General features: G+C 69.5%; 31 protein-coding genes. 10 read left to right on the top strand and 21 right to left on the bottom strand.

What is annotated here, in order from left to right; translation table 11 throughout:
* Positions 1 to 13: 13 nt before the first annotated feature.
* The gene (gene bcp, locus ACLJQ7_RS25265; protein ID WP_410650628.1) at positions 14 to 484 is read left to right on the top strand and encodes a thioredoxin-dependent thiol peroxidase; all 471 of its coding nucleotides are present in this window, start codon (positions 14 to 16) and stop codon (positions 482 to 484) included.
* Positions 485 to 538: 54 nt separating this feature from the next.
* Here the strand turns inward: bcp and rdgB are convergent, their stop codons facing one another.
* The 5 genes from rdgB to ACLJQ7_RS25240 are packed head-to-tail and all read right to left on the bottom strand — an operon-like array spanning position 539 to position 4,198.
* On the bottom strand, positions 539 to 1,144 hold the full coding sequence (rdgB, locus tag ACLJQ7_RS25260; protein WP_410650627.1) for an RdgB/HAM1 family non-canonical purine NTP pyrophosphatase: 606 nt from the start codon (positions 1,142 to 1,144) through the stop codon (positions 539 to 541).
* On the bottom strand, positions 1,141 to 1,917 hold the full coding sequence (gene rph / locus ACLJQ7_RS25255) for a ribonuclease PH (RefSeq protein ID WP_034309252.1): 777 nt from the start codon (positions 1,915 to 1,917) through the stop codon (positions 1,141 to 1,143). Before rph ends, rdgB begins: the two co-directional genes overlap by 4 nt.
* Positions 1,918 to 1,940: 23 nt before the next feature.
* Entirely contained in the window at positions 1,941 to 2,708 is a 768-nt protein-coding gene (locus ACLJQ7_RS25250; protein ID WP_410650626.1) for an MBL fold metallo-hydrolase, read from the bottom strand.
* 30 nt (positions 2,709 to 2,738) lie between these two features.
* The gene (gene murI / locus ACLJQ7_RS25245) at positions 2,739 to 3,545 is read right to left on the bottom strand and encodes a glutamate racemase (protein ID WP_257484628.1); all 807 of its coding nucleotides are present in this window, start codon (positions 3,543 to 3,545) and stop codon (positions 2,739 to 2,741) included.
* The gene (locus ACLJQ7_RS25240) at positions 3,542 to 4,198 is read right to left on the bottom strand and encodes a rhomboid family intramembrane serine protease (protein WP_410650679.1); all 657 of its coding nucleotides are present in this window, start codon (positions 4,196 to 4,198) and stop codon (positions 3,542 to 3,544) included. The genes murI and ACLJQ7_RS25240 overlap by 4 nt, the downstream gene beginning before the upstream one ends.
* A 91-nt stretch (positions 4,199 to 4,289) precedes the next feature.
* Between ACLJQ7_RS25240 and ACLJQ7_RS25235 the strand changes: the two genes are divergently transcribed.
* Positions 4,290 to 5,171, top strand: a complete 882-nt coding sequence (locus ACLJQ7_RS25235) for an arylamine N-acetyltransferase family protein (protein ID WP_410650625.1) — start codon at positions 4,290 to 4,292, stop codon at positions 5,169 to 5,171.
* Here ACLJQ7_RS25235 and ACLJQ7_RS25230 read toward each other — a convergent pair.
* From ACLJQ7_RS25230 to clpS, 7 genes are all read right to left on the bottom strand, one after another.
* Positions 5,132 to 5,845: an aspartate/glutamate racemase family protein gene (locus ACLJQ7_RS25230; RefSeq protein WP_410650624.1), complete on the bottom strand. Its 714-nt coding sequence runs from the start codon at positions 5,843 to 5,845 to the stop codon at positions 5,132 to 5,134. The two genes, ACLJQ7_RS25235 and ACLJQ7_RS25230, sit on opposite strands and share 40 nt — an antisense overlap.
* 251 nt (positions 5,846 to 6,096) lie before the next feature.
* Positions 6,097 to 7,047, bottom strand: a complete 951-nt coding sequence (locus ACLJQ7_RS25225) for a PLP-dependent cysteine synthase family protein (RefSeq protein ID WP_410650623.1) — start codon at positions 7,045 to 7,047, stop codon at positions 6,097 to 6,099.
* Between the two features lie 3 nt (positions 7,048 to 7,050).
* Positions 7,051 to 7,323, bottom strand: a complete 273-nt coding sequence (locus tag ACLJQ7_RS25220) for a MoaD/ThiS family protein (protein WP_005165659.1) — start codon at positions 7,321 to 7,323, stop codon at positions 7,051 to 7,053.
* 72 nt (positions 7,324 to 7,395) lie between these two features.
* Complete coding sequence (locus ACLJQ7_RS25215) at positions 7,396 to 7,812, bottom strand: Mov34/MPN/PAD-1 family protein (RefSeq protein ID WP_400944773.1); 417 nt, start codon at positions 7,810 to 7,812, stop codon at positions 7,396 to 7,398.
* Between the two features lie 120 nt (positions 7,813 to 7,932).
* The gene (locus ACLJQ7_RS25210) at positions 7,933 to 8,925 is read right to left on the bottom strand and encodes a P1 family peptidase (RefSeq protein ID WP_410650622.1); all 993 of its coding nucleotides are present in this window, start codon (positions 8,923 to 8,925) and stop codon (positions 7,933 to 7,935) included.
* The gene (locus ACLJQ7_RS25205) at positions 8,922 to 9,479 is read right to left on the bottom strand and encodes a DUF2017 domain-containing protein (protein ID WP_034308812.1); all 558 of its coding nucleotides are present in this window, start codon (positions 9,477 to 9,479) and stop codon (positions 8,922 to 8,924) included. The genes ACLJQ7_RS25210 and ACLJQ7_RS25205 overlap by 4 nt, the downstream gene beginning before the upstream one ends.
* Positions 9,476 to 9,775 (bottom strand): ATP-dependent Clp protease adapter ClpS, encoded by a 300-nt coding sequence (gene clpS / locus ACLJQ7_RS25200; RefSeq protein WP_410650621.1) that lies wholly within the window; start codon positions 9,773 to 9,775, stop codon positions 9,476 to 9,478. The genes ACLJQ7_RS25205 and clpS overlap by 4 nt, the downstream gene beginning before the upstream one ends.
* Positions 9,776 to 9,849: 74 nt before the next feature.
* Between clpS and ACLJQ7_RS25195 the strand changes: the two genes are divergently transcribed.
* The 3 genes from ACLJQ7_RS25195 to ACLJQ7_RS25185 are packed head-to-tail and all read left to right on the top strand — an operon-like array spanning position 9,850 to position 12,400.
* Entirely contained in the window at positions 9,850 to 11,154 is a 1,305-nt protein-coding gene (locus ACLJQ7_RS25195) for a nicotinate phosphoribosyltransferase (RefSeq protein WP_410650620.1), read from the top strand.
* Between the two features lie 20 nt (positions 11,155 to 11,174).
* Positions 11,175 to 11,750, top strand: coding sequence for an isochorismatase family protein (locus tag ACLJQ7_RS25190; protein ID WP_410650619.1), 576 nt, complete (start codon positions 11,175 to 11,177; stop codon positions 11,748 to 11,750).
* On the top strand, positions 11,747 to 12,400 hold the full coding sequence (locus ACLJQ7_RS25185) for a bifunctional 4-hydroxy-2-oxoglutarate aldolase/2-dehydro-3-deoxy-phosphogluconate aldolase (RefSeq protein ID WP_410650618.1): 654 nt from the start codon (positions 11,747 to 11,749) through the stop codon (positions 12,398 to 12,400). Before ACLJQ7_RS25190 ends, ACLJQ7_RS25185 begins: the two co-directional genes overlap by 4 nt.
* A gap of 19 nt (positions 12,401 to 12,419) precedes the next feature.
* Here the strand turns inward: ACLJQ7_RS25185 and ACLJQ7_RS25180 are convergent, their stop codons facing one another.
* A complete protein-coding gene (locus ACLJQ7_RS25180; RefSeq protein ID WP_410650617.1) occupies positions 12,420 to 13,085 on the bottom strand; it encodes a hypothetical protein in 666 nt (221 codons plus the stop codon).
* A 143-nt stretch (positions 13,086 to 13,228) separates the two neighbouring features.
* On the opposite strand from ACLJQ7_RS25180, the gene ACLJQ7_RS25175 reads away from it, so the two are divergent.
* The 3 genes from ACLJQ7_RS25175 (at position 13,229) to ACLJQ7_RS25165 (ending at position 16,422) form a co-directional block, all read left to right on the top strand.
* Positions 13,229 to 13,819 carry a biotin transporter BioY gene (locus ACLJQ7_RS25175; protein ID WP_410650616.1) on the top strand — a complete coding sequence of 197 codons (591 nt, stop codon included), beginning with the start codon at positions 13,229 to 13,231 and terminating at the stop codon, positions 13,817 to 13,819.
* 125 nt (positions 13,820 to 13,944) lie between these two features.
* On the top strand, positions 13,945 to 16,011 hold the full coding sequence (locus ACLJQ7_RS25170; RefSeq protein WP_410650615.1) for an ATP-dependent DNA helicase: 2,067 nt from the start codon (positions 13,945 to 13,947) through the stop codon (positions 16,009 to 16,011).
* 57 nt (positions 16,012 to 16,068) lie between these two features.
* Complete coding sequence (locus ACLJQ7_RS25165) at positions 16,069 to 16,422, top strand: hypothetical protein (protein WP_126732697.1); 354 nt, start codon at positions 16,069 to 16,071, stop codon at positions 16,420 to 16,422.
* A 71-nt stretch (positions 16,423 to 16,493) separates the two neighbouring features.
* Here the strand turns inward: ACLJQ7_RS25165 and ACLJQ7_RS25160 are convergent, their stop codons facing one another.
* The 5 genes from ACLJQ7_RS25160 to ctaD form a co-directional block, all read right to left on the bottom strand.
* Positions 16,494 to 16,898: an OsmC family protein gene (locus ACLJQ7_RS25160; protein WP_410650614.1), complete on the bottom strand. Its 405-nt coding sequence runs from the start codon at positions 16,896 to 16,898 to the stop codon at positions 16,494 to 16,496.
* 122 nt (positions 16,899 to 17,020) lie between these two features.
* Entirely contained in the window at positions 17,021 to 18,772 is a 1,752-nt protein-coding gene (locus ACLJQ7_RS25155; RefSeq protein ID WP_410650613.1) for a serine/threonine-protein kinase, read from the bottom strand.
* A 17-nt stretch (positions 18,773 to 18,789) separates the two neighbouring features.
* Positions 18,790 to 19,548: a peptidyl-tRNA hydrolase gene (locus tag ACLJQ7_RS25150; RefSeq protein WP_410650612.1), complete on the bottom strand. Its 759-nt coding sequence runs from the start codon at positions 19,546 to 19,548 to the stop codon at positions 18,790 to 18,792.
* Positions 19,545 to 20,774, bottom strand: coding sequence for a phosphoserine phosphatase SerB (gene serB, locus ACLJQ7_RS25145; RefSeq protein WP_410650611.1), 1,230 nt, complete (start codon positions 20,772 to 20,774; stop codon positions 19,545 to 19,547). The genes ACLJQ7_RS25150 and serB overlap by 4 nt, the downstream gene beginning before the upstream one ends.
* A gap of 109 nt (positions 20,775 to 20,883) precedes the next feature.
* Positions 20,884 to 22,662 carry a cytochrome c oxidase subunit I gene (gene ctaD / locus ACLJQ7_RS25140; protein ID WP_410650610.1) on the bottom strand — a complete coding sequence of 593 codons (1,779 nt, stop codon included), beginning with the start codon at positions 22,660 to 22,662 and terminating at the stop codon, positions 20,884 to 20,886.
* 136 nt (positions 22,663 to 22,798) lie between these two features.
* Between ctaD and ACLJQ7_RS25135 the strand changes: the two genes are divergently transcribed.
* Positions 22,799 to 23,632 (top strand): phosphotransferase, encoded by an 834-nt coding sequence (locus ACLJQ7_RS25135; RefSeq protein ID WP_410650609.1) that lies wholly within the window; start codon positions 22,799 to 22,801, stop codon positions 23,630 to 23,632.
* Here ACLJQ7_RS25135 and ACLJQ7_RS25130 read toward each other — a convergent pair.
* Both ACLJQ7_RS25130 and ACLJQ7_RS25125 read right to left on the bottom strand, forming a co-directional pair.
* Positions 23,629 to 24,837: a glycosyltransferase gene (locus tag ACLJQ7_RS25130; RefSeq protein WP_410650608.1), complete on the bottom strand. Its 1,209-nt coding sequence runs from the start codon at positions 24,835 to 24,837 to the stop codon at positions 23,629 to 23,631. The two genes, ACLJQ7_RS25135 and ACLJQ7_RS25130, sit on opposite strands and share 4 nt — an antisense overlap.
* Before the next feature lie 111 nt (positions 24,838 to 24,948).
* On the bottom strand, positions 24,949 to 25,686 hold the full coding sequence (locus ACLJQ7_RS25125) for an alpha/beta fold hydrolase (protein WP_410650607.1): 738 nt from the start codon (positions 25,684 to 25,686) through the stop codon (positions 24,949 to 24,951).
* Positions 25,687 to 25,725: 39 nt separating this feature from the next.
* Here ACLJQ7_RS25125 and ACLJQ7_RS25120 point away from each other — a divergent pair, with 39 nt between their 5' ends.
* Positions 25,726 to 26,226 carry a GNAT family N-acetyltransferase gene (locus ACLJQ7_RS25120; protein WP_410650606.1) on the top strand — a complete coding sequence of 167 codons (501 nt, stop codon included), beginning with the start codon at positions 25,726 to 25,728 and terminating at the stop codon, positions 26,224 to 26,226.
* A 1-nt stretch (position 26,227) separates the two neighbouring features.
* On the opposite strand, the gene ACLJQ7_RS25115 is transcribed toward ACLJQ7_RS25120, so the two are convergent.
* A complete protein-coding gene (locus tag ACLJQ7_RS25115) occupies positions 26,228 to 26,515 on the bottom strand; it encodes a hypothetical protein (RefSeq protein ID WP_125785093.1) in 288 nt (95 codons plus the stop codon).
* Positions 26,516 to 26,539 lie beyond the last annotated feature (24 nt).

Raw genomic sequence — 26,539 nt, 5'->3', positions numbered from 1 at the left:
TACCGTGTGCGTCATGACCGAGCAGCGACTTTCCCCCGGCGACAAAGCGCCCGACTTCACCCTCCCCGACAGTGAGGGCAACGACGTCAAGCTCAGCGACTTCCGCGGCAAGTCGGTCGTCGTCTACTTCTACCCGAACGCCGGCACGCCGGGCTGCACGAAGCAGGCCTGCGACTTCCGGGACAGTCTCGCGCAGCTCAACGACGCCGGTTACCAGGTGCTCGGCGTCTCGCCCGACAAGCCCGCGAAGCTCGCGAAGTTCGTCGAGGCGGAAGGGCTGACCTTCCCGCTACTGTCCGACACGGAGAAGACCGTCCTCAAGGCGTACAGCGCCTTCGGCGAGAAGAAGAACTACGGCAAGGTCTACGAAGGCGTCATCCGCTCGACGTTCGTCGTCGACCCCGAAGGCAAGATCACCGTGGCGCAGTACAACGTGCGCGCCACCGGCCACGTCGCGAAGCTGTTGCGGGACCTCGCCATTTAGAGATGTCGTGAGTGTTTTGGGTCGTTGGAACGACCCAAAACACTCACGACCACCTCAACCGGCCAGCTTCCGCAGTTCCTCCACCAACGCCCGCAACGCCTTCCCCCGGTGCGAAGCTTCGTCCTTTTCGGACGGTTCCAGCTCGGCGGAAGTCCGCGTCCCACCTTCGGGCACGAAGATCGGGTCGTACCCGAATCCGTTGGCACCACGGCGTTCCCGGATCAGCGAACCGCGCCATTCCCCGCGCACCACGGTCTCGTCGCCACCGGGGACGACCAGCGCGGCCGCGCAGACGAAGGCGGCGCCCATCCGCTCGTCGGGGGTGTCCGACAGCTGCGCCAGCACGAGATCCAGGTTCGCCTCGTCGTCTCCGTGCCTTCCCGACCAGCGTGCCGAGAGCACGCCCGGCATACCGTTGAGCGCGTCGACGGCGATGCCGGAGTCGTCGGCGATGGCCGGGAGACCGGTCGCGGCGGCCGCGTCCTGGGCCTTCGCGAGCGCGTTGCCTTCGAAGTCCGGAGCGGTTTCGGGCGCTTCGGGGAACTCGGGAACGTCGGCGAGGCCGATCACCTCGACGCCCTCGATCCCTTCGGCGACCAGGATGCGCCGGAGCTCGCCGAGCTTCTTCGCGTTACGGGTGGCGAGGAGCAGCTTGGTCACTTCGCGCCCTTCTTCTTGTCCGGACGCGGCTCGGGCAGTTCGCCGGGATACGGCAACGCGAGCGCCTCGGTCTGCAACCGGGTCAGCTCCTCGCAGCCGGCGAGCGCCATGTCCAGCATGGTGTCCAAAGTGGACCGTGCGAAGGTGGCGCCCTCGCCGGTGCCCTGCACCTCGATCAGGGTGCCCGTGTCGGTGGCGACGACGTTCATGTCGACCTCCGCGCGCGAGTCCTCCTCGTAGGGCAGGTCGAGGCGCACCCGGCCGTCGACGACGCCGACGCTCACCGCGGCCACCGAAGACGAAAGCGGCTGCGGGTCGGCGAGGCGGCCCGCCGCGCCGAGCCAGGTGACGGCGTCGGCGAGCGCGACATAACCGCCGGTCACCGCGGCCGTGCGGGTGCCGCCGTCGGCCTGGATGACGTCACAGTCGATGACGATCGTGTTCTCCCCCAGCGCCGCCAGGTCGATGCAGGCGCGCAGGGACCGGCCGATCAGCCGGGAGATCTCGTGGGTGCGGCCGCCGACGCGGCCCTTGATGGATTCGCGGTCGCTGCGGGTGTTGGTCGCCGACGGCAGCATCGCGTACTCGGCGGTGACCCAGCCGAGGCCGGAACCGGCCCGCCAGCGGGGGACGCCTTCGGTGACGCTCGCCGCGCACAGCACCCGGGTGTCGCCGAACTCGATCAACACCGAGCCCGCGGGCCACCGCTGGAAGCCGCGGGTGATCTTGATGTCGCGAAGCTGGTCGTCGTTCCTGCCGTCTTTTCTCGCCACGGCCGCCACTCTAGAACCCCGCGTCAGAGGTCGTAGACGGCGCCCTGCTCGACCAGCTCGGCCGCGGGGAACGCGGCGGCCGCCTCGGCGAGGACCGCGTCGCGGTCGGTCCAGGGCGCGACGTGGGTGAGCAGCAGCCGCCCGACCCCGGCCTTGCGGCCCAGCTCCCCCGCTTCCTTGCCGGACAGGTGGACGCCGGCGGGCCGGTCGGGCGAGTCGGTCCACGACGCTTCGGACAGCAGGACGTCGACGCCGCCCGCGAGGTCGGTCAGGGTGTCGCAGACGCCGGTGTCCCCGGTGTAGGCGAGGGTCTTGCCGCCGTGCGCGAACCGCAGGCCGAACGCCGGGGTCGGATGGTCGACCGGGACCGCGGTGACCTCGAACGGCCCGATCTTCATGGGCTCGCACCGGAGGACTTCGAAGACGAAGACGTCCGTGAGATCGGTGGTCGCCCGCTCGTCCTCGTTGGCCGCGTACGCGTAGGTGAGCCGCTCCCGCACGTCCGACGGCCCGTAGACCGGAAGCCGCCGCGGCCTCGCCGGGTACGGCAGCGCGGGGTGATAGCGCCGCAGCACGGTGAGCGCGCTGACGTCGGCGCAGTGATCGGGGTGCAGGTGCGAAAGGATCAGCGCGTCCAGGTCGAACGGATCGCGCAGCGCCTGAAGCCTGGCGAGCGTCCCGTTGCCGAGTTCGAGCCCCAGGACGAACCCGTCCGCCTCGATCAGGTAGCCGGACGCGGCGGCGTTGGGCCCGGGGATGCTGCCGGAGCAGCCGAGGATCGTGAGACGCACTGTGACACCTTAAGCACGGAATCGGCGATTTTAGGCGCTGGTGGGAGCCAGCACACCCGGAGCGAAGCCCATGAACCGCTGAGCGAGTCTGGTGAACGGCTCGGCGGATCCGGTGGCGACGAACTCGTGCCGCGGCGGGGTGTCGCGCTCGGCGAGGAGGTCGGCCTCGGTGAGGACGCGCACGAGGTCACGCGCGGTCTCCTCGGCGCTGGACACCAGCGTGACGTCCTGGCCCATGACGATCTGCAGCACCCCGGACAGCAACGGGTAGTGCGTGCAGCCCATGACCAGCGTGTCGACCTGCGCGTCCAGCAGTGGTTCGAGATAGCCCTGTGCGAGCCCGAGCACCTGGCGCCCGGTGGTGATCCCGCGTTCGACGAAGTCCACGAACCGCGGGCACGCGACACTGGTGATCCGGACGTCCTGCGCGGCGTTGAAGGCGTCGTCGTAGGCGCGCGACCGCACGGTGCCTTCGGTGCCGATCACGCCGATACGCCCGGATCGCGTGGCGGAAACGGCCCGGCGCGCGGCCGGGAGGACGACCTCGATCACGGGGACGTCGTAGCGCTCCCTCGCGTCGCGAAGGCAGGCGGCGGAGGCGGTGTTGCAGGCGATGACCAGCGCCTTCACCCCGCCTTCGACGATGTCGTCCAGCGCTTCCAGCGCGTACTGCCGCGCGGTGGCGATGGGGAGGGGACCGTACGGGTTGCGGGCGGTGTCGCCGACGTAGCGCAACTGCTCACCGGGCAGCTGTTCCAGGATCGCCCTGGCGACGGTGAGCCCGCCCACTCCGGAATCGAAGACGCCGATGGGGGCGTCGGCGCTCGGCTTGGTCACACGGCGAGGCTACCGGGACCGGTCGCCTTCCTGGCCTGAGACCTGTCGGCGCGCGCCATCAGCCAGGCCGCGAAGACCCCGGACAGCGCGCCGAACAGGTGACCCTGCCACGAGACGTTCGGATCACCGGGCAGCAGACCCCAGAGCATCCCGCTCCAGATGCCCAGCAGCACCACGGCCACCAGGATCTGCCCGACAGCCCGGTTGAAAATGCCTCGGACCAGCAGGAACGCGAGCCAGCCGAAGGCGACGCCGGACGCTCCGACGGTCACCGTGCCGCCCGGCGCGATCAGCCAGACACCGACGCCGGAGAGCACCCAGATGATCGCGGTGACCAGCACCCACCGGCCGATACCCGCGGACATCGCGAGGAAGGCGAACACCAGCACCGGGACAGTGTTGGAGAACAGATGTCCCCAGCCCGCGTGCAGCAGCGGCGCCCAGAGCACACCGTCGAGATCGGAAAGCTCGCGAGCGACGATGCCACCGCTCTGATCGAGGTCGGCGGGCAATACGACGTCGACCAGCTCGACCAGGTAGAGCAGCGCGGTGAAGGCCAGCGCGACGATCGCGGCGGCCCTCGGGTTCGGCGGCAGGACGCGTTTGGCCGGATCGCTGCCGGGCTCGCTCGCCGGGACCGGCTGGGAAGGCAAAGTGGTCACCTCCACAGGCTACGGCGGCGAACGGCGAGATCGCCTCCGTGAGAACCCTGAATTGTCGGTGGGTGCCGCTACGGTCGAGCGCATGGGGTTCTCTTCTTCCGAGCACTCGGCCCACATCGACGTGCCCGCCTACCTCGCGCGACTCGGCCTCGAGCACGAGCCGCCGAGCCTCGACGCGCTCACCCGGCTGCACCAGGCCCATGTGGAGCGGGTGCCGTACGAGGATTTCGAAGTCCAGCTGGGCCGGGTGACCTCGCTGGACCCGGCGGTGTCGTTCGGCCGGATCGCCGCCGGCCGCGGTGGCTACTGCTATCACCTCAACGGCGCGTTCTCGGCACTTCTGCGGGCGCTCGGTTACCAGGTCACCCGGCATCCGAGCGGGGCACAGATGCCGGGCGGGCCGTCCGGGATCCACCTGAATCACCTGGCCCTGACCGTGTCCGGGCTGCCGGAGGAACCCGACGCCGGCTGGCTGGTCGACGTCGGGCTCGGGGACGGCCTCCACGAGCCGCTCCCGCTGCGTGAAGGCGAGTACAAGCAGGGGCCGCTGGTGTTCCGCATGCGGCGTTCCGAGGTCACGCCGGGCGGCTGGCGATTCGACCACGATCCGCAGGGCAGTTTCGTCGGAATGGATTTCGCGCCGGAGGCGGCCGTGATGGCCGACTTCGCCGAGAAGCACGCCGAGCTGTCGACGTCCGAGGATTCCGGCTTCGTCCGCACGCTGGTGGTGCAGCGGCGTGACGCTGAGGGAGTGGATTCGCTGCGCGCGCTGACGTTGAGCGGTCTGCCGGGCGGCAAGACAGTGCTGGAATCACCGGCCGAGTGGTGGACGGCGATCGAGGACGTCTTCGGCGTGGCTCGCGGCGGATTCACCGGTGAAGAACAGGACAGGCTGTGGCGGCAGGCCGTCGCCCAGCACGAACGTCACACCGCGGGAGGGAGTGAGGCCTTGCCCAGCGCGTAGTCCACGGCCGCTTCGGCGTGCAGCCTCGTCGTGGGGAAGGTCGGCACCTTGCTGTCCCCAGGGCCGACGAGCAGTTCGATCTCCGTGCACCCGTAGATGACGCCCTCCGCGCCCGCCTCGACGAGCCTCGCGATGACCTCGCGGTACCGGTCACGGGAGTCCTCGGTGACGACGCCGTGGACGAGCTCGTCGTAGATGACCCCGTGCACCGTCTCGCGGTCCTTCTCGTCCGGCACGAGCACGTCGAGGCCGTGCGCGGCGAGGCGTTCGCGGTAGAACGGCTGGGCCATGGTGAAACCGGTGCCCAGCAGGCCGACCCTGGTGATTTCGCGGGCCTTGATCGCGGCCGCCGTGGTGTCTGCGAGGTGCAGGAGCGGCACGCCGAGGCCGTCGGTGAGCTGATCGGCGACCTTGTGCATCGTGTTGGTGCAGAGGACGACGAAGTCCGCTCCGGCGGCTTCGAGAGCGAGGGCGGCACGGTTCAGTTCCCGCCCGGCGTCGTCCCAGCGTCCTTCGGCCTGCATCGCTTCGATTTCGGCGAAGTCCACGGAGTACAGCACGGTGCGCGCGGAGTGATACCCGCCGCGCAGCTCGCGGACGCGCTCATTGACCAGCCGGTAGTACTCGGCCGACGATTCCCAGCTCATCCCGCCCAGCAGGCCGATGGTCTTCATGTCGCCATCGTGCCAGCGCGAGCCATCCACCTGGGCGGCGCTCGATCCCAAGCCAGTCCGTGAAGGCCTCCTTGAGGGACTCTAGGTCCCTCAAGGAGGCCTTCACGGACTCGATGATCACCTGCACCAGCAGTCCCCAGCGGCTGCGCGTGAAGGACCCCTTCCTTGCGCCTGGCGCAAGGAAGGGGTCCTTCATGTACTTCAGGCAGGTCCAAGACACTGGAACCGAGCCCGTCAAGTCTCGTGAGTGTTCAGGCCCAGAGCTGCCCGTCGAGCCTTTCGGCCGCTTCGTCGAGCGAGCCGGAGTACGCACCCGTCGAGAGGTACTTCCACCCCGCGTCAGCGACCACGAAGGCCACATCGGCGGGCTTCCCCGCCGCGGCGGCCTTCTCGGCGACAGCCAGCGCCGCGTGCAGAACGGCACCTGTCGAGATCCCCGCGAAGATGCCTTCGTGCTCCAGCAGCTCGCGCGTCCGGCGAAGCGCGTCGTACGCGCCGACGGAGTACCGGCCGTTGAGCACGCTCGCGTCGTAGAGCTCCGGGACGAAGCCCTCGTCGAGGTTCCGCAGGCCGTACACCAGCTCGCCGTAGCGTGGTTCGGCCGCGATGATCTGCACGTCCGGCTTCGCCTCGTGCAGGTAGCGCCCGACACCGACCAGGGTGCCGGTGGTGCCGAGGCCGCCGACGAAATGCGTCAGGGTCGGCAGGTCCTTGAGCAGTTCGGGCCCGGTGCCGCGGTAGTGCGCGTCGGCGTTGGCCGGGTTGCCGTACTGGTAGAGCATCACCCATTCCGGGTTGGCCTCGGCCAGTTCCTTCGCCCGGCGGACGGCCTCGTTGGACCCGCCGGCGGCCGGGGAGAAGACGATCCGCGCGCCGTACGCCTGCAGCAGCTGCTTGCGCTCGGTCGAGGTGTTCTCCGGCATCACGCACACCAGGCCGTAGCCCTTGAGCTTCGCGGCCATGGCGAGCGAGATCCCGGTGTTGCCCGACGTCGGCTCCAGGATCGTGGAGCCACGCCGGAGGATGCCTTCACGCTCGGCGGCCTCGATCATCGCCAGTGCGGGGCGATCCTTGATCGAACCGGTCGGGTTGCGGTCCTCCAGTTTCGCCCACAACCGCACGTCATGGGTGGGCGAAAGCCGCGGAAGGCCGACCAGCGGCGTGCCGCCGAGCGCGTCGAGCAGCGACTCGAAGCGAGCCATCGATCAGCCACCGGCCACGGCGGGCAGGATGGTCAGGGTGTCGCCGTCCTTGACCTCGGCCTCGAGACCACCGGAGAAACGGACGTCCTCGTCGTTGACGTAGACGTTGACGAAGCGGTGCAGCTTCTCTTCCTTGACCAGGCGGGCCTTGAGGCCGCCGTGGCGGGACTCGATGTCGTCGATCACCTCGAGTACGGTCTTGCCGGTCGCCTCGACGGACTTCTCGCCGCCGGTGTGCGTACGCAGGATGGTCGGGATGGACACGGTCACGGCCATGGTTTTCTACCTCCGGTGGGTTCTCTGCTACGCAGACGTTCTGGTCGGGCCGGGTTATTCCCGGGGCCGGGTTCAGCCGATGATCTCGACGGGCTCCTCGGTGATCTCCCCGTCCACGATCCGGTACGACCGGAACTGGTGCGAATCGGGGTCCTTGGTGGAAACGAGCACGTAATGCGCGTCGGGTTCCGAGGCGTACGAGACATCGGTGCGGGACGGATAGGCGTCGGTCGCGGTGTGCGAGTGGTAGATGACCACCGGGACCTCGTCGTTGGCGTCCATCTCGCGGTAGAGCTTGAGCAGATCGCCCGAGTCGAATTCGTAGAACGTCGGCGAGCGCGCCGCGTTCAACATGGGGATGTACCGCTCGGGGCGGTCCGATCCCTCGGGACCGGCGATCACCCCGCACGCCTCATCGGGATGGTCACGACGGGCATGGGCGACGATCTCGTCGACGAGTTCACGGCGGATCCGGAGCACGTCGCCCATCTTAGGTGCTGGAAAGGGTCGGTCCACACTCTGAGATCGCCGCCACTCCGACCCGCATTCAGTCCTCTCGATGCGGTCCTTGCGCGTGCAACTACCGCATTCAGAGGACGAAACGCAGGGTCAGGAAAACGCTTCGGGCCAGACGTCGCGGTACGCGCGCATGTCCCCCGCCGACGTGGCCGAAAGCACACCGTGCACCATCGCCCGCCCGAAGACCCGCGCGGCCGCCGAGCACAGCGTGTCCAGCACCATCGCGCGCCGCGCCGCCGCGACGGGACCCGCGCCGCCGGGCAGTTCCCGGTCGCCGGTCGCCAGCGCGAACACCGTGTCGCCGTCGAACATCGTGTGCGCGGGCCGCACGGCCCTGGCGAGACCGTCTTGCGCGGCCACCGCGAGCCGCCGCGCCTCCGCCTTGGACAGCGCCGCGTCGACCGCGACCACACCGATGGTCGTGTTGAGGCCCGCCGCCTTCGCCTCGACGTCGCCCGGCCGATCGGGCCAGCGGACGCCGAACTCGCCGTCGACCTCGTGATCCGCCGCGAACGCGCGACCGGTCGAGAGATCCACGGCCTCGCCGGCGGCATTCACAGCGGCGACGACGCCGACCGTGAACTCCCCGACCTTCTCCGAGGCCGTCCCGATCCCGCCTTTGAGTGATCCCGCCTTCGCCCCGGCTCCCGCACCGACGGTCCCGAGCGCGACCGGACCCCCGACAGCCGCTTCGCAGGCCGCATAACCGAAGGCGGCGTCCGGACGGTTTCCCCACTCGCTGCGCGGCAGGTCGTACAACACCGCGGCGGGAACGATCGGCACCACCTCGTGCGGTTCGGTGCCGACCGGAATGCCCAGATTCCGCTCGGCGAGCCAGCGCATGACACCGTCCGCGGCGGCCAGGCCGTACGCGCTCCCGCCGGACAGGCAGATCGCGTTGACGTGCTGGACCAGGTTCTCCGGCTCCAGCAGGTTGGTCTCGCGCGTTCCGGGCGCACCACCACGCTGGTCGACGGCCCCGACCGCGCCGCCGGGGACCAGTACGACCGTCGTCCCGGTCGCCCAGCCGTCGCCGACCCGCTCGTGGTGCCCGACCAGTACCCCGGGGACGTCGGTGATCATGACGTCAGCGACTGGATGAGGGTCTCCTGCACCCAGGTCAGCCAGTGGTAGACGCCGAGATGCGGCGCGCGGGGATCGTCTTCGGGCAGCTCGTCGGGCATGTCCTCGGTGACGTCGAGCGCGGTGCCCAGCGCCAGCCGGACGTCGTTGAGCGCGCCGAGCCACGCGTCGGCCTGCTCGAAGGTCAGCCGCACGTTCCCGCCGTCACGCGGCAGGGTGTCCAGCACGATCTTCGCGACGCCGACCTTCTTGTCCAGCAGCTCGGGCTCGTGGATCGACCGCATCGCGGCGGCCGAGTCGATGTCCTCGCGGGTCGGGTTGTCCGGGTCCAGCTTGTGGAAGTCCGGCAGCAACCGCGAAAGCACCGGGTCGTCCGGCGATTCGGTCGGGCCCATCCGGATCCCGGTCAGCTCCGCCAGCTCGTCCTGAGGCGCCTCCTCGGCGCGCGCGGTGAGCATGTCCTCCAGCTGGCTGACCAGGCCGCGCAGGACCGCGGCCTCCTGCTGCTCGAATCCCGCGACGATGGTGTCGCCCTTGCGGCGCCATCCGTTCATGAAGGCTGCTCCATCGTCGCCCAGAGACCGGCGGCGTGGAGTTTCGCGACGTCGGCCTCCACCTTCTCCTTGGAACCGGAGGACACGATCGCCTTGCCCTTCTGGTGTACGTCGAGCATCAGCTTCGTCGCGTGGTCCCGGCTGTAGCCGAACAGCTTCTGGAACACGTACGTCACATACGACATGAGGTTCACCGGATCGTTCCAGACGACCGTCCGCCAGGGTTTGTCCTCAGAGACGACCTCTACTCCCTGTGGATCAACCTGCGTCTGCTCGGATGCGACAGGCGTGGACATGCACTCCATGGTGTCACGGGCCGGTTCCGGTATGGGCTGGCAGGTCCGGCCATGTGGGTGAATAGGCTGGTGCCATGGGTTTCCCCGAGGCGGCCACTGGCGCCAGCACCGCGCTGCTCACCGACCACTACGAGCTGACCATGCTGGCCAGCGCCCTGTCCGACGGGACGGCGGACCGGCCGTGCGTCTTCGAGGTCTTCGCACGTCGTCTGCCCGACGGCCGCCGCTACGGCGTCGTCGCGGGCACCGGGCGGGTCCTCGACGCGATCGCGGACTTCCGGTTCACCGACGCCGAGCTGAGCCAGCTGGAAGCGACGGCCGTCGTCGACGACGCCACCCTTTCGTGGCTCGCGGACTACTCCTTCTCGGGGAGCATCGACGGTTACGCCGAGGGCGAGCTCTACTTCCCCGGCTCCCCGATCCTGACCGTCACCGGCTCCTTCGGCGAGGCCGTCGTGCTGGAGACGCTGATTCTCTCGATCCTCAACCACGACAGCGCGATCGCGTCCGCCGCGGCGCGGATGTCGGGCGCCGCGCACGGCAGGCCGATCATCGAGATGGGCGGCCGCCGCACGCACGAGTACGCCGCCGTCTCCGCCGCGCGGGCCGCGTACCTCGCCGGGTTCGCCACGACCTCCAACCTCGAAGCCGGCCGCCGCTACGGCATCCCGACGCGGGGCACCGTCGCGCACGCGTTCATGTTGCTGCACGACAGCGAAGAGGCGGCGTTCCGCGCGCAAGTGGACAAGATGGGCACCGACACCACCCTCCTGGTGGACACCTACGACATCACCAAGGGCATCGAGACGGCCGTCCGGGTGGCCGGGACCGAACTCGGCGCGATCCGCATCGACTCCGGCGACGTGGGCCCGCTGGCGCGCAAGGCCCGCGAGCAACTGGACGCCCTCGGCGCCAAGGACACCCGCATCGTGGTGTCGGGAGACCTCGACGAGCACGCCATCGCGGCGTTGCGGGCGGAACCCGTCGACGCGTACGGCGTCGGGACCTCGGTCGTCACCGGTTCCGGCGCGCCGACCGCCGGGATGGTCTACAAACTCGTCGAGGTCGACGGCAGGCCGGTCGCCAAGCGCAGCGCGCACAAGGAATCGCGCGGCGGCAGGAAATCCGTGCTGCGGCGGCACCGGGAGACCGGCACCGCCGTCGAAGAGGTGATCTGGACCGCCGACTCAGCGGTACCGGAACGGGAACCGAACGACCACGAATTGCAGATTCCGCTGGTCCGGGACGGCCGGACGGTGGATGATCTGCCCACGCTGGACGACGCGCGCCAGCGGCTTCGGCGTGCGCTGGTGACCCTTCCGTGGGAAGGCCTCAAGCTCTCGCACGGGGAGCCCGCAATCCCGACCGTATTCGTCTGAAGAGAACTCAGGAGCAACACATGGGGACCGCCTTGATCGTGGTCGATGTGCAGAACGACTTCTGCGAAGGCGGGTCGCTCGGCCTGCCCGGTGGCGCCGCCGCCGCCGAAGCGATCTCCGAACGGGCCGTGGAAGGCGGCTACACGCACGTCGTCGCCACCCGTGACTACCACATCGACCCGGGCGATCACTTCAGCGAGACGCCGGACTTCAAGGACAGCTGGCCGCGTCACTGCGTCGCGGGCACTTCCGGGGCGTCGTTCCACCCCGCGCTCGACGTGGTCCCGATCCGCGAGGTCTTCTCCAAGGGCGAGTACACCGCCGCGTACTCCGGCTTCGAAGGCAACGCGCGCGACGGCAAGACGCTCGACGCGTGGCTGAAGGAGCACGACGTCACCGAGGTCGACGTCGTCGGCATCGCGACCGACTTCTGCGTCCGTGCGACGGCGCTCGACGCGGCGAAGGCGGGCTTCAAGGTCCGGGTGCTGCTGGACCTCACGGTCGGCGGCTCGCAGCCGACGGTCGACGCCGCGCTCAAGGATTTCGACGAGGCGGGTGTGACCTACACCGGGAAGGCGCCGGTCCCGACCGCATGATCCAGCACGACCTCCAGGACACCCTGATCGAAAACCGGCTCGTCGCGATCCTGCGGGCCGCGGACGCGAGCCGGTTCGCCGACGCCGCCACGGTGCTGCACGCGGCGGGCGTACGAGTGCTCGAAGCGGCGTTGACCACGCCGGGCGCCACGGACGCCATCTCGACCATCCGCAAGAAGCTCGGCGACGACGCGCACGTCGGCGCCGGGAGCGTGCGCGAGGTGTCCGATGTGGACATCTCGGCCGACGCGGGCGCGACGTTCCTGGTCACGCCGACGGTGAACCCGCTGGTCATGGAGCGCGCGCACGAACGCGGGCTGCCGGTGGTCTGCGGCGCGCTGACGCCGACCGAGATCGACCAGGCGTGGCGGCTCGGCGCGGCGGCGGTGAAGGTCTTCCCGATCGCGGCCGTCGGCGGGATCGCCTACCTGCGGGCGGTCCGGGCGCCGATGCCGGACATCCCGCTCGTCCCGACGGGCGGCGTCCATCTCGCCGACGTCGCGAAGTACCTCAAGTCGGGCTCGATCGCCGTCGCGGCCGCCACGCCGCTGCTCGGTGACGCGCTCACCTCCGGTGGTTCGCTGGCGGACCTCGCGACCCGCGCGAGTGAGTTCGTCGCCGCGGCCGCGAAGTATGTCTCGCGCACCTGACGCATTTCGCGGAACAGGATCAGGGCTTTTTCTTGCCGTACGGGTCGCAGCGCGCGGTCCCGAGGTAGATGTCGCCCTTCGCCGGTCCGCCGCCCTGCGGGAACAGCTTGATGTGCAGCATGTGCGTCACGAGGCTCCCGTCGGGCGGTGTCGGCGTGACGGTCTCGTTGACCGTGAGCAACGCCAGTGCCGTCCCGCCCTTGCCGCCCGCGATGGTCAGCCGGTAGTTCTGCGGGATGGTCTCCGGCAGCGTGAACCCGGTGACGTCGCCGAACTCGATGTAGCCGAGGCTGCCGTCCTTGGTGGTGCTGCATTTCGCCATGTACGTGCGGACCTTGATCACGGGCCCGCCGAAGCGTTTGAGCAGGGTGGTCTCGAATCGCCGCCCGGCCGCCTCGCCGATGGCCACGTCACCGTTCCGGCCGCAGCGCGACTCGCCCCCGCCGAAACGGGCGAAGTCACCGGTGACGCCGCCCTGGGTCTTCGCGGTCAAGTGACCGTCGACGTCGCACGGCGCGAGCTCGCCGGTGACGACGTGCTCGTCGCCGATCTCCACGTCGAGCGAACCGACCGACGCGGACGCCGTCGCGGGCGCGGGACCGGCCGACGCGACCGCCGGACCTCCCGTCACCAGCGCCCCGGTCAGCATCGTCACCGACAACAGCCTCGAAACGGGTTTCCTCATGTCCGGCAGCCTCCACCAACCGCCACGCCCGTGCAGGGTCACGCCACCCGGTCGAGTGGATCGTGAGGTGGCCGACATTCGGTCCACGCCCCGTCTTCTGACGTTAACCTCGGTTCACATTCGTGTACTCATAGGAGGTCTGAGTGTCTTCGCTGTCCGTGGCCGGCCCCCGTCCGGTCCTCGCCGACCTCGTTCCCGGCGCACTGGTCCGTGACGCGGTCCTGGTCGCCGGTGGTGCCGCCCTGACCGGTGCGGCCGCGCAGATCCTGATCCCGGTGCCCGGCTCCCCGGTGCCGATGACCGGCCAGACGTTCGCCGCCCTGCTGGTCGGCGCCGCGCTCGGCTGGAAGCGCGGCGCGCTGTCGATGGTGCTGTACCTCGCCGTCGGCGCTGCCGGCTTCGGCTGGTTCCAGAACGGTTCTTCGGGTCTGTTCGGCCCCAGCGCCGGCTACATCGTCGGTTTCGTGCTCGCGGGCGCGCTGGTCGGCGCGCTCGCCGGCCGCGGCGGTGACCGCACGCCCCTGCGCATGGCGGGGACGATGGTGCTGGGCAACCTCGCCATCTACTCGATCGGCGTGCCGTGGCTGATGGCGTCGACCGGCATGGGCCTGTCGACCGCGCTCGCGAAGGGTGTCGTGCCGTTCCTGATCGGCGACGCGCTGAAGATCGCCGTCGCGGCGGCGTTGCTTCCGGCCACCTGGGCGTTGGTTTCGCGCTTCCGCGAGGAGTCGTGACCGGTCCACTCGTAGCTCCATGAGCTGCAATGAAGGGGCCTTTCATAGCAAATTTTGCTATGAAAGGCCCCTTCATTGCACGGGGCGGACGATCTTGACGGTGCCCCCGGCTATCGTCTTGTCCCGTGCCCTCCCGTGCTGACTTCCCCGGTGTCCTCGAACTCCTGACCCACGCGGTCGAGTCCGTGGGCGGTGCCGAGCGCGAGGGCCAGGTGCAGATGGCGGACGCCGTCGGCCGCGCCATCCGCACCGGCGAGCACCTGGCCGTCCAGGCGGGCACGGGCACCGGGAAGTCGTTGGCCTACCTCGTTCCCGCGATCCGCCACGCGGTCGAGAAGGAGGCCACGGTCGTGGTCTCCACGGCCACCATCGCGCTGCAGCGTCAGCTCGTCGACCGGGACCTCCCCCGGCTGGCGAAGGCACTGAAGAAGCCCCTCGGCCGCGAGCCCACCTTCGCGATCCTCAAGGGCCGCCGTAACTACCTCTGCCTTCACCGGCTCGATTCCGGCGCCCCGGACGAGCCGGAAGACCAGCAGCTGTTCGACCCGTTCGCCGTCTCCCGGCTCGGCAAGGAGGTCACGCGGCTGCGGGAATGGTCTTCCGACACCGAAACCGGCGACCGCGACGAGCTGGTCCCCGGCGTGTCGGATCAGGCGTGGCGCCAGGTGTCCGTCACCGCCAAGGAGTGTCTGGGCGCTTCACGGTGCCCCATCGGCACGGACTGCTTCGCCGAGCGGTCCCGCGCCGAGGCGGGCAAGGCCGACGTCGTGGTCACCAACCACGCGCTGCTGGCGATCGACGCGTTGCAGGGTTACCAGGTGCTCCCCGAGCACGACCTGGTGATCATCGACGAGGCGCACGACCTCGTGGACCGCGTGACGTCCGTGGCGACCGGCGAGCTGACCAGCGGCATGGTCTCCGCCGCCGCCCGCCGCTGCGGGAAACTGGTCGACGACGAGGTGGCCGACCAGTTGCTGGAGGCGAGCGACGGGCTGGCCCTGATCCTCGACGACCTGCCGTCGGGCCGGATGGACTCTCTGCCGCAGGCCCTCACCGGCGCGATCCCCGCGGTCCGTGACGCCGCGCATCGCTGCCTCACCGCGCTCGGCAAGGACCGCAAGGAGGACGTCGACGAGGCCACGGCCCGCAAGCTGGCGCGGTCGCTGCTCGAAGAGGTCCACGACACCGCGGTCCGGCTGCTCGAGGCCTTCGACGACGACAAGGCGCATCAGCGCGACGTCGTCTGGCTGACCGGGGACCGCTTCTCCACGAACCCGCGTCCGCCCGCGTTGAAGGTCGCCCCGCTCGGTGTCGCCGGTCTGCTGCGCGAGCGGGTCTTCAACCAGCACACGACCGTCCTCACCTCGGCGACGCTGACCCTGGGCGGCACGTTCGACACCATGGCCCGGCAGTGGGGTCTCCCGCCCGGCGGCGCGAGGGTGGAGAAGGCGCCTGGCGCGGCGACGGACAAGGCGGTCCCGGCCGATAGCGACGGCAGTAACGACAGCGAAGGCCCGAAGTGGACCGGCCTCGACGTCGGCTCCCCGTTCGACCACAAACGCAACGGCATCCTCTATCTGGCCAAGCATCTGCCGCCGCCGGGCCGGGACGGGCTGCAGCCCTCGACCATGGACGAGCTGGCCGAGCTGATCGAGGCCGCGGGCGGGCGCACACTCGGCCTGTTCTCCTCGATGCGCGCGGCGAAGCAGGCCACCGAGGAGATGCGGGAGCGGCTCGACCTGCCGATCCTCTGCCAGGGTGACGACGCCACCGGCCTGCTGGTGCAGAAGTTCTCCGAGGACGCGCGCACCTGCCTGTTCGGCACGCTTTCGCTCTGGCAGGGCGTCGACGTGCCCGGCCCGTCGCTCCAGCTCGTGGTGGTCGACAGGATCCCGTTCCCCCGCCCGGACGACCCGGTCTCCTCGGCCCGGCAACGCGCCGTGGAAGCCAGGGGCGGGAACGGTTTCCTCACCGTCGCGGCCACGCACGCGGCGCTGCTGCTCGCACAGGGCACCGGACGGCTGCACCGTTCGGTCAGCGATCGCGGCGTCGTGGCGATCCTGGATTCGCGGCTGGCCACCGCCCGGTACGGCGGATTCCTGCGTGCCTCGCTGCCGCCGTTCTGGCCGACCATGGATCCGAAGGTCGCCCGCGACGCGCTGCGCCGCCTCGACGCCGCCGCCCCGGCCTGAGTGGCCTGGAACACGGCCGAGTACCGTTAACGGAACGCCGAAGACAGGGAGAACCGGTTGTCCCACGAGTCGCCCAACGCACAATCCCGGACCGTCAGCGTCGATGACACCGGAGTGCGGCGCCAGCTCGCGGACGGCAGCGAGGAAGCCGTCACGTGGTCCGAGCTGTCCGCGGTGGTGGTCAGAGTGATCCCTGAAGGCCCGTGGAAGGAAGACGTCTTCTTCATGCTCGCCGGTGCCGACGGGAAGGGCACGGCGATCCCCAGCGGTGACCCGGCCGCCGACGCGCTGATCGAGCGGTTGCAGACGCTGCCCGGCTTCGACAACGAGAAGTTCATCGAGGCCATGACCACCGACGCCGACGAGGCGTACGTGGTCTGGAGCGCCGAAGGTCACCCCGCCAAACACTGAGCCAAGCGCTATGAAAGGTCCTTTCCTTGCAAAATTTGCAAGGAAAGGACCTTTCATAGCATCCGGAAGACCTACTCGACCGGGAAGCTCTCCGTGACCGGGATGCCCTTCTTCAACGTCCGGCTCACCGTGCACAGCCGCTCGATGGCGCGGTCCACCGCTCCCGCGAGCGCCTCGCGCTCCTCAGGAGCGAGTGAGGACACGTCGACGTCGAAAGCCACGTGGACGGCGTCGAGCTCCGAAGCGCCTTCGCGCTGGTCCGCGGTCACGCCGACCCGGAACTTCGAGTCCTCCCCGATCCGGCGCGTGATGAGGTTCTCGGCGGTGACGGCCGAGCAGCCCGCCGCCGCGATCTGCAGCAGTTCGGCGGGTGAGAAGGCGCCCTCGGCGCCCTTGCGGCCGATCACGACCTCGGCACCGCGTTCGTTGCGGCCGATGAAGCGGTGCTCACCGTCGCGCTGGACTTCCAAAGACACGGTTTTCCCTTTCAGTGTCCGTACGCGAACCCGCGTCCGTCATCGACGTCGGCGGGACGCGGCCTGGTCTTTCTCTCACCACGGCGAGGGGGCGGTTTCACGCAGGTGTCACCGCCTCCCTTTCAGAGCGGCGGCAGCCTGGGGGCGATCTCGCCGGCCAGCCGTTCCGCGGCCGGGCACATCTCCTGCGGCTGCTTGACCTTGTCCCCGACGTAGATCTCCACCGTCTCGATCATGGCACGCCCGTTGCCGCCGAAGGTCCGGTGCGGGATCTCGGCCTGGCAAGCCTCCCACTCGGCCGAGACCTCGATGAAGGCTTCCCGCGATCCGAGAACGACCCGCCTGTCGTCGAGATCGTCGAACGGCACCGGCTCTCGCTCGAACCGGATCGTCACCTGGGTCTCGCGATAATCCCAGTAGCACTCCCAGTTGCCGAACACCGGATCCGGCGCGGCCGGGCCGCCGACGATCGCCTGCGGCAGCTCCCCGCCCAGCGCGCAGGCGTCGAGGGTCCCGAGCGAACCGGCGGGGAAGGGAGCGGGACGCCGTTCGACCGGTTCCCGGTTCAGCACGCTCACCGCGTGCGTGGCCACCGGATCGACGTAATCGCACAGATGCGCGTGCCAGTTCTTGATGTGCCGGGCGTGCACCCACACCTGGTTGCCGTCCGGCAGCGGGATACCCCGTGCGCACTTGTCTTCGGAGTCGCTCGGGATCTCACGCACGACCAGCTGCCCTGGCCTCGGTTTGTCCAGCAACGGTGACGTCGGCGTCGTCAGTTCGAGCCGGATGTCGACGATGTCCTCCTTGTCGGCGCTCAGCCGCAGGAGGACGCCGCAGGCGTTGAAGTTGCCGGTGGCGTCGTCCAGTTCAGGGGTGCCGAGATGGTTCAGCACGGACGGGTCCACGAGCGCGCAAGGGTCCGCCGTCCGCCGGTCACCGACCGGTTCGGACGGCGGGCCCGCCGCGATCGACGCGGGTTCCTTCGCGGCGTAGAGCAGGGCCCCGGTCAGCATCAGGACGGCCGCGACCGCCGCGATCGCGATGGCGCGCTTGGTCACCCGGAAACGTCGCGGCCGCGCGGGAACGACGACGTCCGCGACCTCGGACAGCAGTTCGGCGGCGCGGACGGCGTCCGGCCGCCCGGCGGGTTTGCGCCGCAGCAGTTCCATCAGCGCGGGCGCCAGCGGTCCCGCCCGGCGGATCGGTTCCAGCGTGTACGACGTCGCCCGCCGGAGCTGGACGAACGGCCCGACGCTCGCGTCTCCCCACACCGACGTGCCCTCGACGGCGGCGAACAGTGTCGCGCCCAGCGAGAACACGTCCGCCGCGGCACCCGCCTGCCGCCCTTCGGCCATCTCCGGCGCGACATAGCCGGGAGTCCCGGCGTCGAGGCCGCCACCGGTGCGGGTCACCTCCGCCCACTGCGCGATGCCGAGGTCGGTGAGTTTGGCCGTACCGTCGTCGGCCACCAGGACGTTGCCCGGTTTGAGGTCGCGGTGGACCATGCCCTTCTCGTGCATCGCCGCGAGCGCCGCGGCGAGCTGGACACCGATCTTGGCCACCCTGCCGGGTGGCAGCGGCCCGTCGGCGTCGATGACGTCGGCGAGGCTGCGCGAAGGCAGATACTCCATGACGAGCCACCGGTCGTCACCGTCGATGACGGCATCGAAAACGGTCACCACGTTCGGGTGATGCAGACCCGCGCCGATCCGCGCCTCGCGCCGGATCTGGCCGCTGTCCCCGGCCTGCGAGCGTTTGAGGGCGACGACCCGGCCGAGATCCAGATCCGTGGCACGCCAGACCACACCCATGCCCCCGGCGCCGATCCGCTCCTCCAAGCGATAGCGCCCGGCGATCAGCCGGTCACCCATGCGGGGAGTATAGGAGGTTAAGCCCTTTGGGCTATGACCGTGACTGTTCCGGGATCGACTTCGGTGAACCCGGCGTCCCGGACCGCGACGACGCCGTCACGGCGCCACGAACCTTCGGGATCCTCGACCGGGCAAAGCGCCTTCCAGGTGGCGACCGGGGGAGTCCGCACCGAGCACCGGAACCCGGCCTCGGCCCAGACCGCCCGCTCGGCGTCGTCCAGCAGCGAAGCGAGGATCATCGTCGCGTGCCCGACCTGGGCGGCGCCCTTGCCCACGGTCATCGAGACCTCGGGGTTCAGCAGCAGCCGCGGGACACCGTCCGGCGCGGGCCCCGGCTCGTCGGCCGGGAGTTCGCTCCCGGAGATCTGCAACCGCGAGACCTCCTTCGGCGTCTCGACGACGCGGCAGGGAAGCAAGGCCCGCGCCTCGGCGCCGTCGACCTCGACCGTGATCCCCGGCAGTTCCTGGACCGCCCGCCAGTGCGCGCCGCGCGCCCGCCGGGCGACCTTGCGGATCCGGCCGTCGACCCACGCCTTGAGCGGCTCGTGCCATTCGCCCTCGGGCTCGGCACGTTCGTCGAGGCAGACCGCGACCGCGGCCGCCGCGGCGGCCTCCAGCAACGCGGTCCGCGACGGCGGTTCGGCGCGTTCCATCCGCAGGATCACCGGCATCGCTCGGACTTCGGCGGGATCCTCGTCGGAGGTGTCTTCCGTGTCTTCGGCAGGCAGTCCCAGCCAGTACGCGTAACGCGCGGCCAGCGGCTCCAGCACGCTCATGGCCGGGAAAACTCGAGACCGTCGGCCGCGTCGGCCGCCTCGATCTCGGACCTGGTGACCCCGAGCAGGAACAGCACGGCGTCGAGATACGGGTGGGAAAGCGCGGTGTCGGCGACCTCGCGCAGCGCGGGCTTCGCGTTGAAAGCGACCCCCATCCCGGCGACCGAGAGCATGTCGATGTCGTTCGCCCCGTCACCGACGGCGACGCACTGCGCCAGCGAGATCTCGTACTCCTCGGCGAACCGGCGCAGCGCCGTCGCCTTGCCCGCGCGGTCGACGATGTCCCCGACCACCCGGCCGGTCAGCTTGCCGTCGACCACTTCGAGCTCGTTCGCGGCGGCGAAGTCGAGGCCGAGATCGTCCACAAGGGACTGGATGATCTTGGTGAAACCACCCGAAACGACCCCGCAGCGGAAGCCCATCCGCTTCAGCGTGCGGATGGTCGTGCGCGCACCCGGGGTGAGCTCGATGGCCGCGGCGACCTCGTCCAGCACCGTCTCCGGGAGCCCCTCCAGCAGCGCGACCCGGCGCTCCAGCGACTCGCCGAAGTTCAGCTCGCCGCGCATCGCGGCTTCGGTGATCTCGCGGACCTGCGGTTCGACGCCGGCGTGTGCGCCGAGCATCTCGATGACCTCGCCCTGGATGAGCGTGGAGTCGACGTCGAAGACGACCAGGCGCTTGGCGCGGCGCGCGAGCCCGGCCCGCTCGACCGAGATGTCGATCCCGGCCTCGACGGCGGCGTCCGCCAGCGCGGTGCGCAGCGCGGCGTCGGCCTCCAGAGTGTCCTGGGCGAGCGAGGCGTACAGCTCCAGCCCGGTGACCGGATAGTCGGCGACACTGCGGATCGAGTCGATGTTGACGTCCAGCGCGGCGAGACGGCGCGCGACGTCGGAGAACGCCCGCGCGGTCACCGGGCGGCCGAGCATCAGCAGGACATGTGTCGAGTCCTTCTGGCCGATGGCGAACGGGTCGGCGCCGATGGCCGAGCCGATCTTCACGTCGACCTGCATCCCGACCGACGCCATCGCCTGCTCGACGTACTCCTGCAACCCCTCGGGGTCGCGGTACACGCCGGCGAGCACGCCGAGCACCAGCTGGCCGCGGATGACGACCTGCTCGACGTCGAGGATGTCGACGTCGTGGCGCGACAGCACGGCGAACAGCACCGAGGACACACCCGGCTTGTCGGGACCGGTGGTGGTGATGAGAACTGGTGTCTGCGTCACGAAAGTCAGTCTCCTTCAGCCGAACGCGGCTGTGTCGAATCAAAGCAAAAAAATGGCGCGTGCCTTGCCCCTGTGTGAGGCAAGGCACGCGCCGATTCCGCTTATCGGGTCACTTCTCGCTGGAGTTGTCCTTGGAGTGATCACCCGGCATGGCCGCCTCGGTGAGCACCTGGGACGGCGCCCGGTGGGAGTTGACCTTCTGCTTCCCGAAGAAGCCGATCTCACCCTCCTTGTGGATGCGCTCGACCATATGCGGATAGTGCAGCTCGAACGCCGGCCGCTCGGACCGGATCCGCGGCAGCTCGGTGAAGTTGTGCCGCGGCGGCGGGCAGGACGTCGCCCATTCGAGCGAGTTGCCGTAGCCCCACGGGTCGTCCACCGTGACGATCTCGCCGTACCGGTAGCTCTTGAAGACGTTCCAGATGAACGGCAGCGTCGAGGCACCGAGGATGTACGCGCCGATCGTGGAGATCGTGTTCAGCGTGGTGAAGCCGTCGGACTGCAGGTAGTCCGCGTACCGGCGCGGCATGCCTTCGGCGCCGAGCCAGTGCTGCACCAGGAACGTGGCGTGGAAGCCGATGAACGTGGTCCAGAAGTGCCACTTGCCGAGCTTCTCGTCCATCATGCGGCCGGTGATCTTCGGGAACCAGAAGTAGATCCCGGCGAACGTGGCGAACACGATCGTGCCGTAGAGCACGTAGTGGAAGTGCGCGACGACGAAGTAGCTGTCGGACACGTGGAAGTCGATCGCCGGCGCGGCCAGCATGATGCCGGTCAGACCGCCGAAGAGGAACGTGACGATGAAGCCCATCGAGAAGATCATCGGCGTCTCGAAGGACAGCTGGCCCTTCCACATCGTGCCGATCCAGTTGAAGAACTTCACGCCGGTCGGGACCGCGATCAGGAAGGTCATGAAGGAGAAGAACGGCAGCAGCACGGCGCCGGTCGCGTACATGTGGTGCGCCCACACGGCCACCGACAGCGCGGCGATCGCCAGCGTCGCCCAGACCAGGCCCTTGTAACCGAAGATCGGCTTCCGGCTGAAGACCGGGAAGATCTCCGACACGATCCCGAAGAACGGTAGCGCGACGATATAGACCTCTGGATGGCCGAAGAACCAGAACAGGTGCTGCCAGAGGATCACGCCGCCGTTCGCGGGGTCGAAAACGTGCGCCCCGAGATGCCGGTCCGCCAGCAGGCCCATCAGCGCCGCGGTCAGGATCGGGAACGCCAGCAGGATCAGGATGCTGGTGACCAGGATGTTCCAGGTGAAGATCGGCATCCGGTACATCGTCATACCGGGGGCGCGCAGGCAGATCACCGTGGTGATCATGTTGACGCCACCGAGAATGGTGCCGAGACCGGAGACGACCAGACCGGAGATCCACAGGTCGGCACCCACGCCGGGCGAGTGGATGGCGTCCGACAGCGGGGTGTAGGCGAACCAGCCGAAGTCGGCGGCGCCGCCCGGGGTCAGGAAGCCGGACATCACGATCAGGCCGCCGAAGAGGTACAGCCAGTACGAGAACGCGTTCAGCCGCGGGAAGGCGACGTCGGGCGAACCGATCTGCAGCGGCAGGATGAAGTTCGCGAAACCGAAGAGGATCGGCGTCGCGTACAGCAGCAGCATGATCGTGCCGTGCATGGTGAACAGCTGGTTGTACTGCTCCTGCGAAAGGAACTGCTGCCCGGGACGCGCCAGCTCGGAGCGGATCAGCATCGCCATCGCGCCGCCCACCATGAAGAAGGCGAACGACGTGACCAGGTACATGATGCCGATTTGCTTGTGGTCCGTCGTGCGGAACAACCGCAGCAGGTACGAACCCTTAACCGACTCGCGCGCGGGGTACGGGCGCGTGGCGATCGGCTTGGGGGCTACGGCCGTCACTCCTGCCTCCAACACTCAAACCTTGTGGTGGTCAATTTGCGGTCGCCGGGCGGGTTCTCCGACCCACTCCGGCGGCTAGTGGGGATCGTAGCCCTCACTACCGACAGTCGCGCGCACCGGCTGGCAAGATCGGGCCGTGACCGACGAACACACGCGTGCGGGAGTGGCGGCGGCGGTCGCCGTCGGTGACCGGTTCGGCCTGCCGACCGGCAGTCCCGAGGTCCTGCATTTCAAGTCGAACGTGCTGGTGAGACTGGGTCCGGTGGTGGCGCGGGTGCCCGGCACGACCCGCTTCGCGCGGTCCTTGCCCGAAGACTGGCTCAGGCGTGACGTCGAGCTGTCGAGGTACCTCACGGAACGTGGTGTGCTCGTCGTCTCACCCACCACGGATCCCCCGGCAGGCCCGCATTTCGCCCACGGCCTCCCGGTCACTCTCTGGCACTACACGCCGCACGAGCCAGGGCACACGCTGCCGCCGCGCGAGGTAGCGCTTTCGCTCGCCCGGGTGCACGCCGCGCTCGCGGACTACCCCGGTGAACTGCCCGAACTCGGGCCCGTCCGTGAGCTCCGGACGTTGCTCGACCGGCACGGTGCGCTCATGGGCGGCATGGCACCCCGGTTGTACGAAGAACTCGAGCGGGTGGCGGCGGCCTTGCCGGATGACGAGCCGCGTCCGCTGCACGGTGACGCCCATCGGGGGAACGTCGTCGCCACAGCGGCCGGGCCGTGCTGGCTCGACTTCGAGGACACGTGGCGCGGGCCGCTCGGCTGGGACCTCGGCGTGCTCTTCGCGGAGGCCGGGCACGCGACTTTGGCCGCGTACCCGGCCGATGTGGCGCCCGCGGCGCTGGAGCCGTTCATCGCGTTGCGGCGGTTGTTCGAGGTCCCTTGGCGCTTCGTGATCGCGCGGCGGTTCCCGGAGCGGCTCCCTGAGGCCGAAGCCGCCCTGGAGCGCTACTTCTCCCGCTAGACGGCGTCCAGCAGGAGTTTCGCCGCCACGTCCACGCCGTCCGTCCGCACCTCACCGCCGACCTGACGCGCCCGCGAGGCGACATCGGGGCGGAGCACCTCGCCCAGAGCGAGCGTCAGCGCTTCAGCGGAGGGCTCCCCGACGATCGACGTCCCCACCCCGAGTTCCCTGACACGCCGCGCGAAGTAGGGCTGGTCGAACATCTGCGGAACGAGCACCTGCGGCACCCCGGCCCGCGTCGCCGCCGTCGTCGTACCGGCGCCGCCGTGGTGCACGACCGCCGCGACCCGCGGGAAGAGCGCCTGCTGGTTGACGTCTTCGATGGCGATGCAGTCGGGGTCGTCGTCGATCAGCGCCAGCTCGGTCCAGCCGCGGAACACGATCGCCCGCCGCCCGTGCTCCCTCGCCGACTCGACCATCGCCTTCGCGATCTCCTCCGGGGCGCGGCTGCTCCCGAATCCGAAGTAGACCGGCGGTTCCCCGTCGTCGAGGAACGCCTCCAGCTCCGGGGACAACGGACTGTGGTCCGGCAGGATCCAGGCGCCGGTCTGGTGCACGTCGAGCGCCGACGGCCCGCGCCACGGCGCCAGCACCGGATCGGCGGCGAGCCACGGGCTTTCGGTGAAGACATGCCCGCGGACGTCGTCGACCGGTGGCAGGCCGAGCAGTTTCCGTCGCGCGTCGAGCACGCCGCCCCATTGTTCGTTCCACCGTTGGGCGTCATCGGCCCACAAGACGGGGATGGCGGCATCAGGATTCTTCGGCGCCCAGCCCGGGAAAACGGGCGGACGATGGTGCAGTGATGGCAGCGTTAGCGGGCAGTAGGCGGTGAAGAAATAGGGAATCCCTTTTCGCTCGGCCACCGAATGGGCGGCAATGTTCAAGGCCATTCCCGCGACGACGGCGTCGCAGCCGTCGGCCATTTCCGGCATCGTCTCGAACTGGTCGACGACCATGGCCTCGGCCATTTTCCGGCGCCCCTCGGGTGTGGCCATCGCCTTGGTCATGGCCGAATCCGGCTTCGCGGCCGACCGGAGCTCCGGCCCCAGCGACGCGAAAGGGATCCCGAGCCCTTCGGCCCAGTCACGGAAATCGGGCGGTGCGCAAAGCCGGACCCCCTGGCCGAGTTCCCGCAACCGCACCGCCAAGGCCACCAGCGGCTGCACCTCACCCCTCGTCCCGATGGTGGACAGGAGTACACGCATGGAAATCCCCCTTCGGCAAAAACGTGAAGGCGGGAATTGTGGACCGGGAATGGGGGCTTGCCGCAAGCCCCGGGGTCCGCTATACCTTGGAAGGGGCGAGGGAAACGTTTCTCACACCGGGTACCAGCCCAAGATCGCTTCGACGATTCCGGCAGGATCCTCCAGCGGCGTCAGATGCCCGGCGTCCGGCAGCACGACCAAGGTCGCGTCCGGCAGCGTTTCCACCAGGGTGTTCGCCTCCTCCAGCGGAGTGAGGCCGTCCTCTTCGCCGACCACGACCAACGCCGGCACGTCCGCCGAACGCAGCGTTTCGAGTGAATCGGGCCGCGCCGCCATCGCGCGTGCCGCCCACGCCACGCCGGACGGCGGCTGCGACGTGATCAGTTCGCGAAGTCGTCCGGCCACTTCCGGACGGGCCTTTTCGGCGAGCAAGCCGGGCGTGAGGGCTTCGGGCATCCAGCCGGTGCCTTCCGCGTCCACCCTGGCCGCGACGTCATGCCGGGTCCGCACGGCTTCGGGGGCGTCGGCCGTCGCCTTCGTGTCGATGAACACGAGGCCGCCCACTCGTTCCGGTGCCAGGCGCAGCACCGCCATCGTCAGGTAGCCGCCCATCGAGCAGCCACCGAGGACGACCTTGTCGAGACCGAGCCGATCGAGCAGCGCCACGACGTCGCGGGCGGCGTCGTCCAGATCCGGTTCCCGGTCCGTTTCCGGCAGCGGGCTGCGGCCGAGGCCGCGCTGGTCGGGCGTGATCAGCCGCAGGCGTTCCGAGAGCGGCGCGCGGACCGCGTCCCACATGCGAGCGTCGACGGGGAAGGCGTGCAGCAGTACCAGCGGGAGATCCTTCATGACGTAATTCTGTCGCACCCTGGGGCTACCGTCGGATCCGTGCTGACAGAGATCAAGACGGAGAGGCTGCTGCTGCGGAGGCTGCGCGAGGCGGACCGCGAGAACATCGTCGCGCTGCAGGCCGATCCGGAGACGAACAAGTTCAACGTCGTACCGCATACCGTCGAGGGCGCGCGGGAACTGTACGACGCCTGGATGAAGCAATGGGCCGAGCACGGGTTCGGCTATCTCACGGTGTCCGCTTCGGCCGATCCCGAGGTGATCGTCGGCTTCGGCGGCGTCCGCTATCACGAATGGAACGGCGAGCGCGTGCTGAACCTCGCGTACCGCTTCTGGCCGTTCGCCTGGGGCAAGGGTTACGCGACGGAGATGGCGGCCGCCGTCGTCGAATGGGCCGAGCGGGAGATCCCCGAGGTCCCGGTGATCGCCAACATCATGGTGTCCAACGTGCCGTCGGTCCGGGTCGCGGAGCGGCTCGGTTTCAAGATCCACACGGAGGAGGAATTCGAAGGAGCGCCGTCACTGCACATGCGGCGCTGAGTCACCAGCGCCCGGGACGGCGCCGGGATCGCGCGCTCCAGCACGCCTTGTGCCAATGACGGCGGTCGGCGACCCCGCCGGTGTCGTCGGCGGGCCAGGCGACCACATGCGGGGTGCCCTGCCGGATCTCGTGGTCGCAGCCTGGGCAGCGGTAATCCTTGGTGGCCTGCGCGCCGGGCACGGTGCGCACCAGCCAGTCGCCGTCGGCGGCGGATTCGGAGCGCGCCCAGCCGGTCGACGCGCCGAGGTCTGGGCGTCCACCGCGTTCGGGCCGGTTACGTCGTGGCACGCCCGAAACGGTATATGGCCGGAT

It is taken from the genome of Amycolatopsis sp. cmx-4-54 (genome assembly GCF_046548895.1).
Taxonomy (GTDB): Bacteria; Actinomycetota; Actinomycetes; order Mycobacteriales; family Pseudonocardiaceae; genus Amycolatopsis.
Note: the sequence above shows the minus strand (reverse complement) of the source record. Positions and strands in the feature narration are given on the sequence as shown.

Bases quoted from the DNA above. Each gene is read 5' to 3' on its own strand.
- bcp (WP_410650628.1), top strand. From the start codon at position 14: ATGACCGAGCAGCGACTTTCCCCCGGCGACAAAGCGCCCGACTTCACC.
- ACLJQ7_RS25235 (WP_410650625.1), top strand. From the start codon at position 4,290: ATGGGGTTCTCTTCTTCCGAGCACTCGGCCCACATCGACGTGCCCGCC.
- ACLJQ7_RS25230 (WP_410650624.1), bottom strand. From the start codon at position 5,845: ATGAAGACCATCGGCCTGCTGGGCGGGATGAGCTGGGAATCGTCGGCC.
- ACLJQ7_RS25225 (WP_410650623.1), bottom strand. From the start codon at position 7,047: ATGGCTCGCTTCGAGTCGCTGCTCGACGCGCTCGGCGGCACGCCGCTG.
- ACLJQ7_RS25220 (WP_005165659.1), bottom strand. From the start codon at position 7,323: ATGGCCGTGACCGTGTCCATCCCGACCATCCTGCGTACGCACACCGGC.
- ACLJQ7_RS25215 (WP_400944773.1), bottom strand. From the start codon at position 7,812: ATGGGCGACGTGCTCCGGATCCGCCGTGAACTCGTCGACGAGATCGTC.
- ACLJQ7_RS25210 (WP_410650622.1), bottom strand. From the start codon at position 8,925: ATGATCACCGACGTCCCCGGGGTACTGGTCGGGCACCACGAGCGGGTC.
- ACLJQ7_RS25205 (WP_034308812.1), bottom strand. From the start codon at position 9,479: ATGAACGGATGGCGCCGCAAGGGCGACACCATCGTCGCGGGATTCGAG.
- clpS (WP_410650621.1), bottom strand. From the start codon at position 9,775: ATGTCCACGCCTGTCGCATCCGAGCAGACGCAGGTTGATCCACAGGGA.
- ACLJQ7_RS25195 (WP_410650620.1), top strand. From the start codon at position 9,850: ATGGGTTTCCCCGAGGCGGCCACTGGCGCCAGCACCGCGCTGCTCACC.
- ACLJQ7_RS25190 (WP_410650619.1), top strand. From the start codon at position 11,175: ATGGGGACCGCCTTGATCGTGGTCGATGTGCAGAACGACTTCTGCGAA.
- ACLJQ7_RS25185 (WP_410650618.1), top strand. From the start codon at position 11,747: ATGATCCAGCACGACCTCCAGGACACCCTGATCGAAAACCGGCTCGTC.
- ACLJQ7_RS25180 (WP_410650617.1), bottom strand. From the start codon at position 13,085: ATGAGGAAACCCGTTTCGAGGCTGTTGTCGGTGACGATGCTGACCGGG.
- ACLJQ7_RS25155 (WP_410650613.1), bottom strand. From the start codon at position 18,772: ATGGGTGACCGGCTGATCGCCGGGCGCTATCGCTTGGAGGAGCGGATC.
- ACLJQ7_RS25150 (WP_410650612.1), bottom strand. From the start codon at position 19,548: ATGAGCGTGCTGGAGCCGCTGGCCGCGCGTTACGCGTACTGGCTGGGA.
- ACLJQ7_RS25130 (WP_410650608.1), bottom strand. From the start codon at position 24,837: ATGCGTGTACTCCTGTCCACCATCGGGACGAGGGGTGAGGTGCAGCCG.
- ACLJQ7_RS25125 (WP_410650607.1), bottom strand. From the start codon at position 25,686: ATGAAGGATCTCCCGCTGGTACTGCTGCACGCCTTCCCCGTCGACGCT.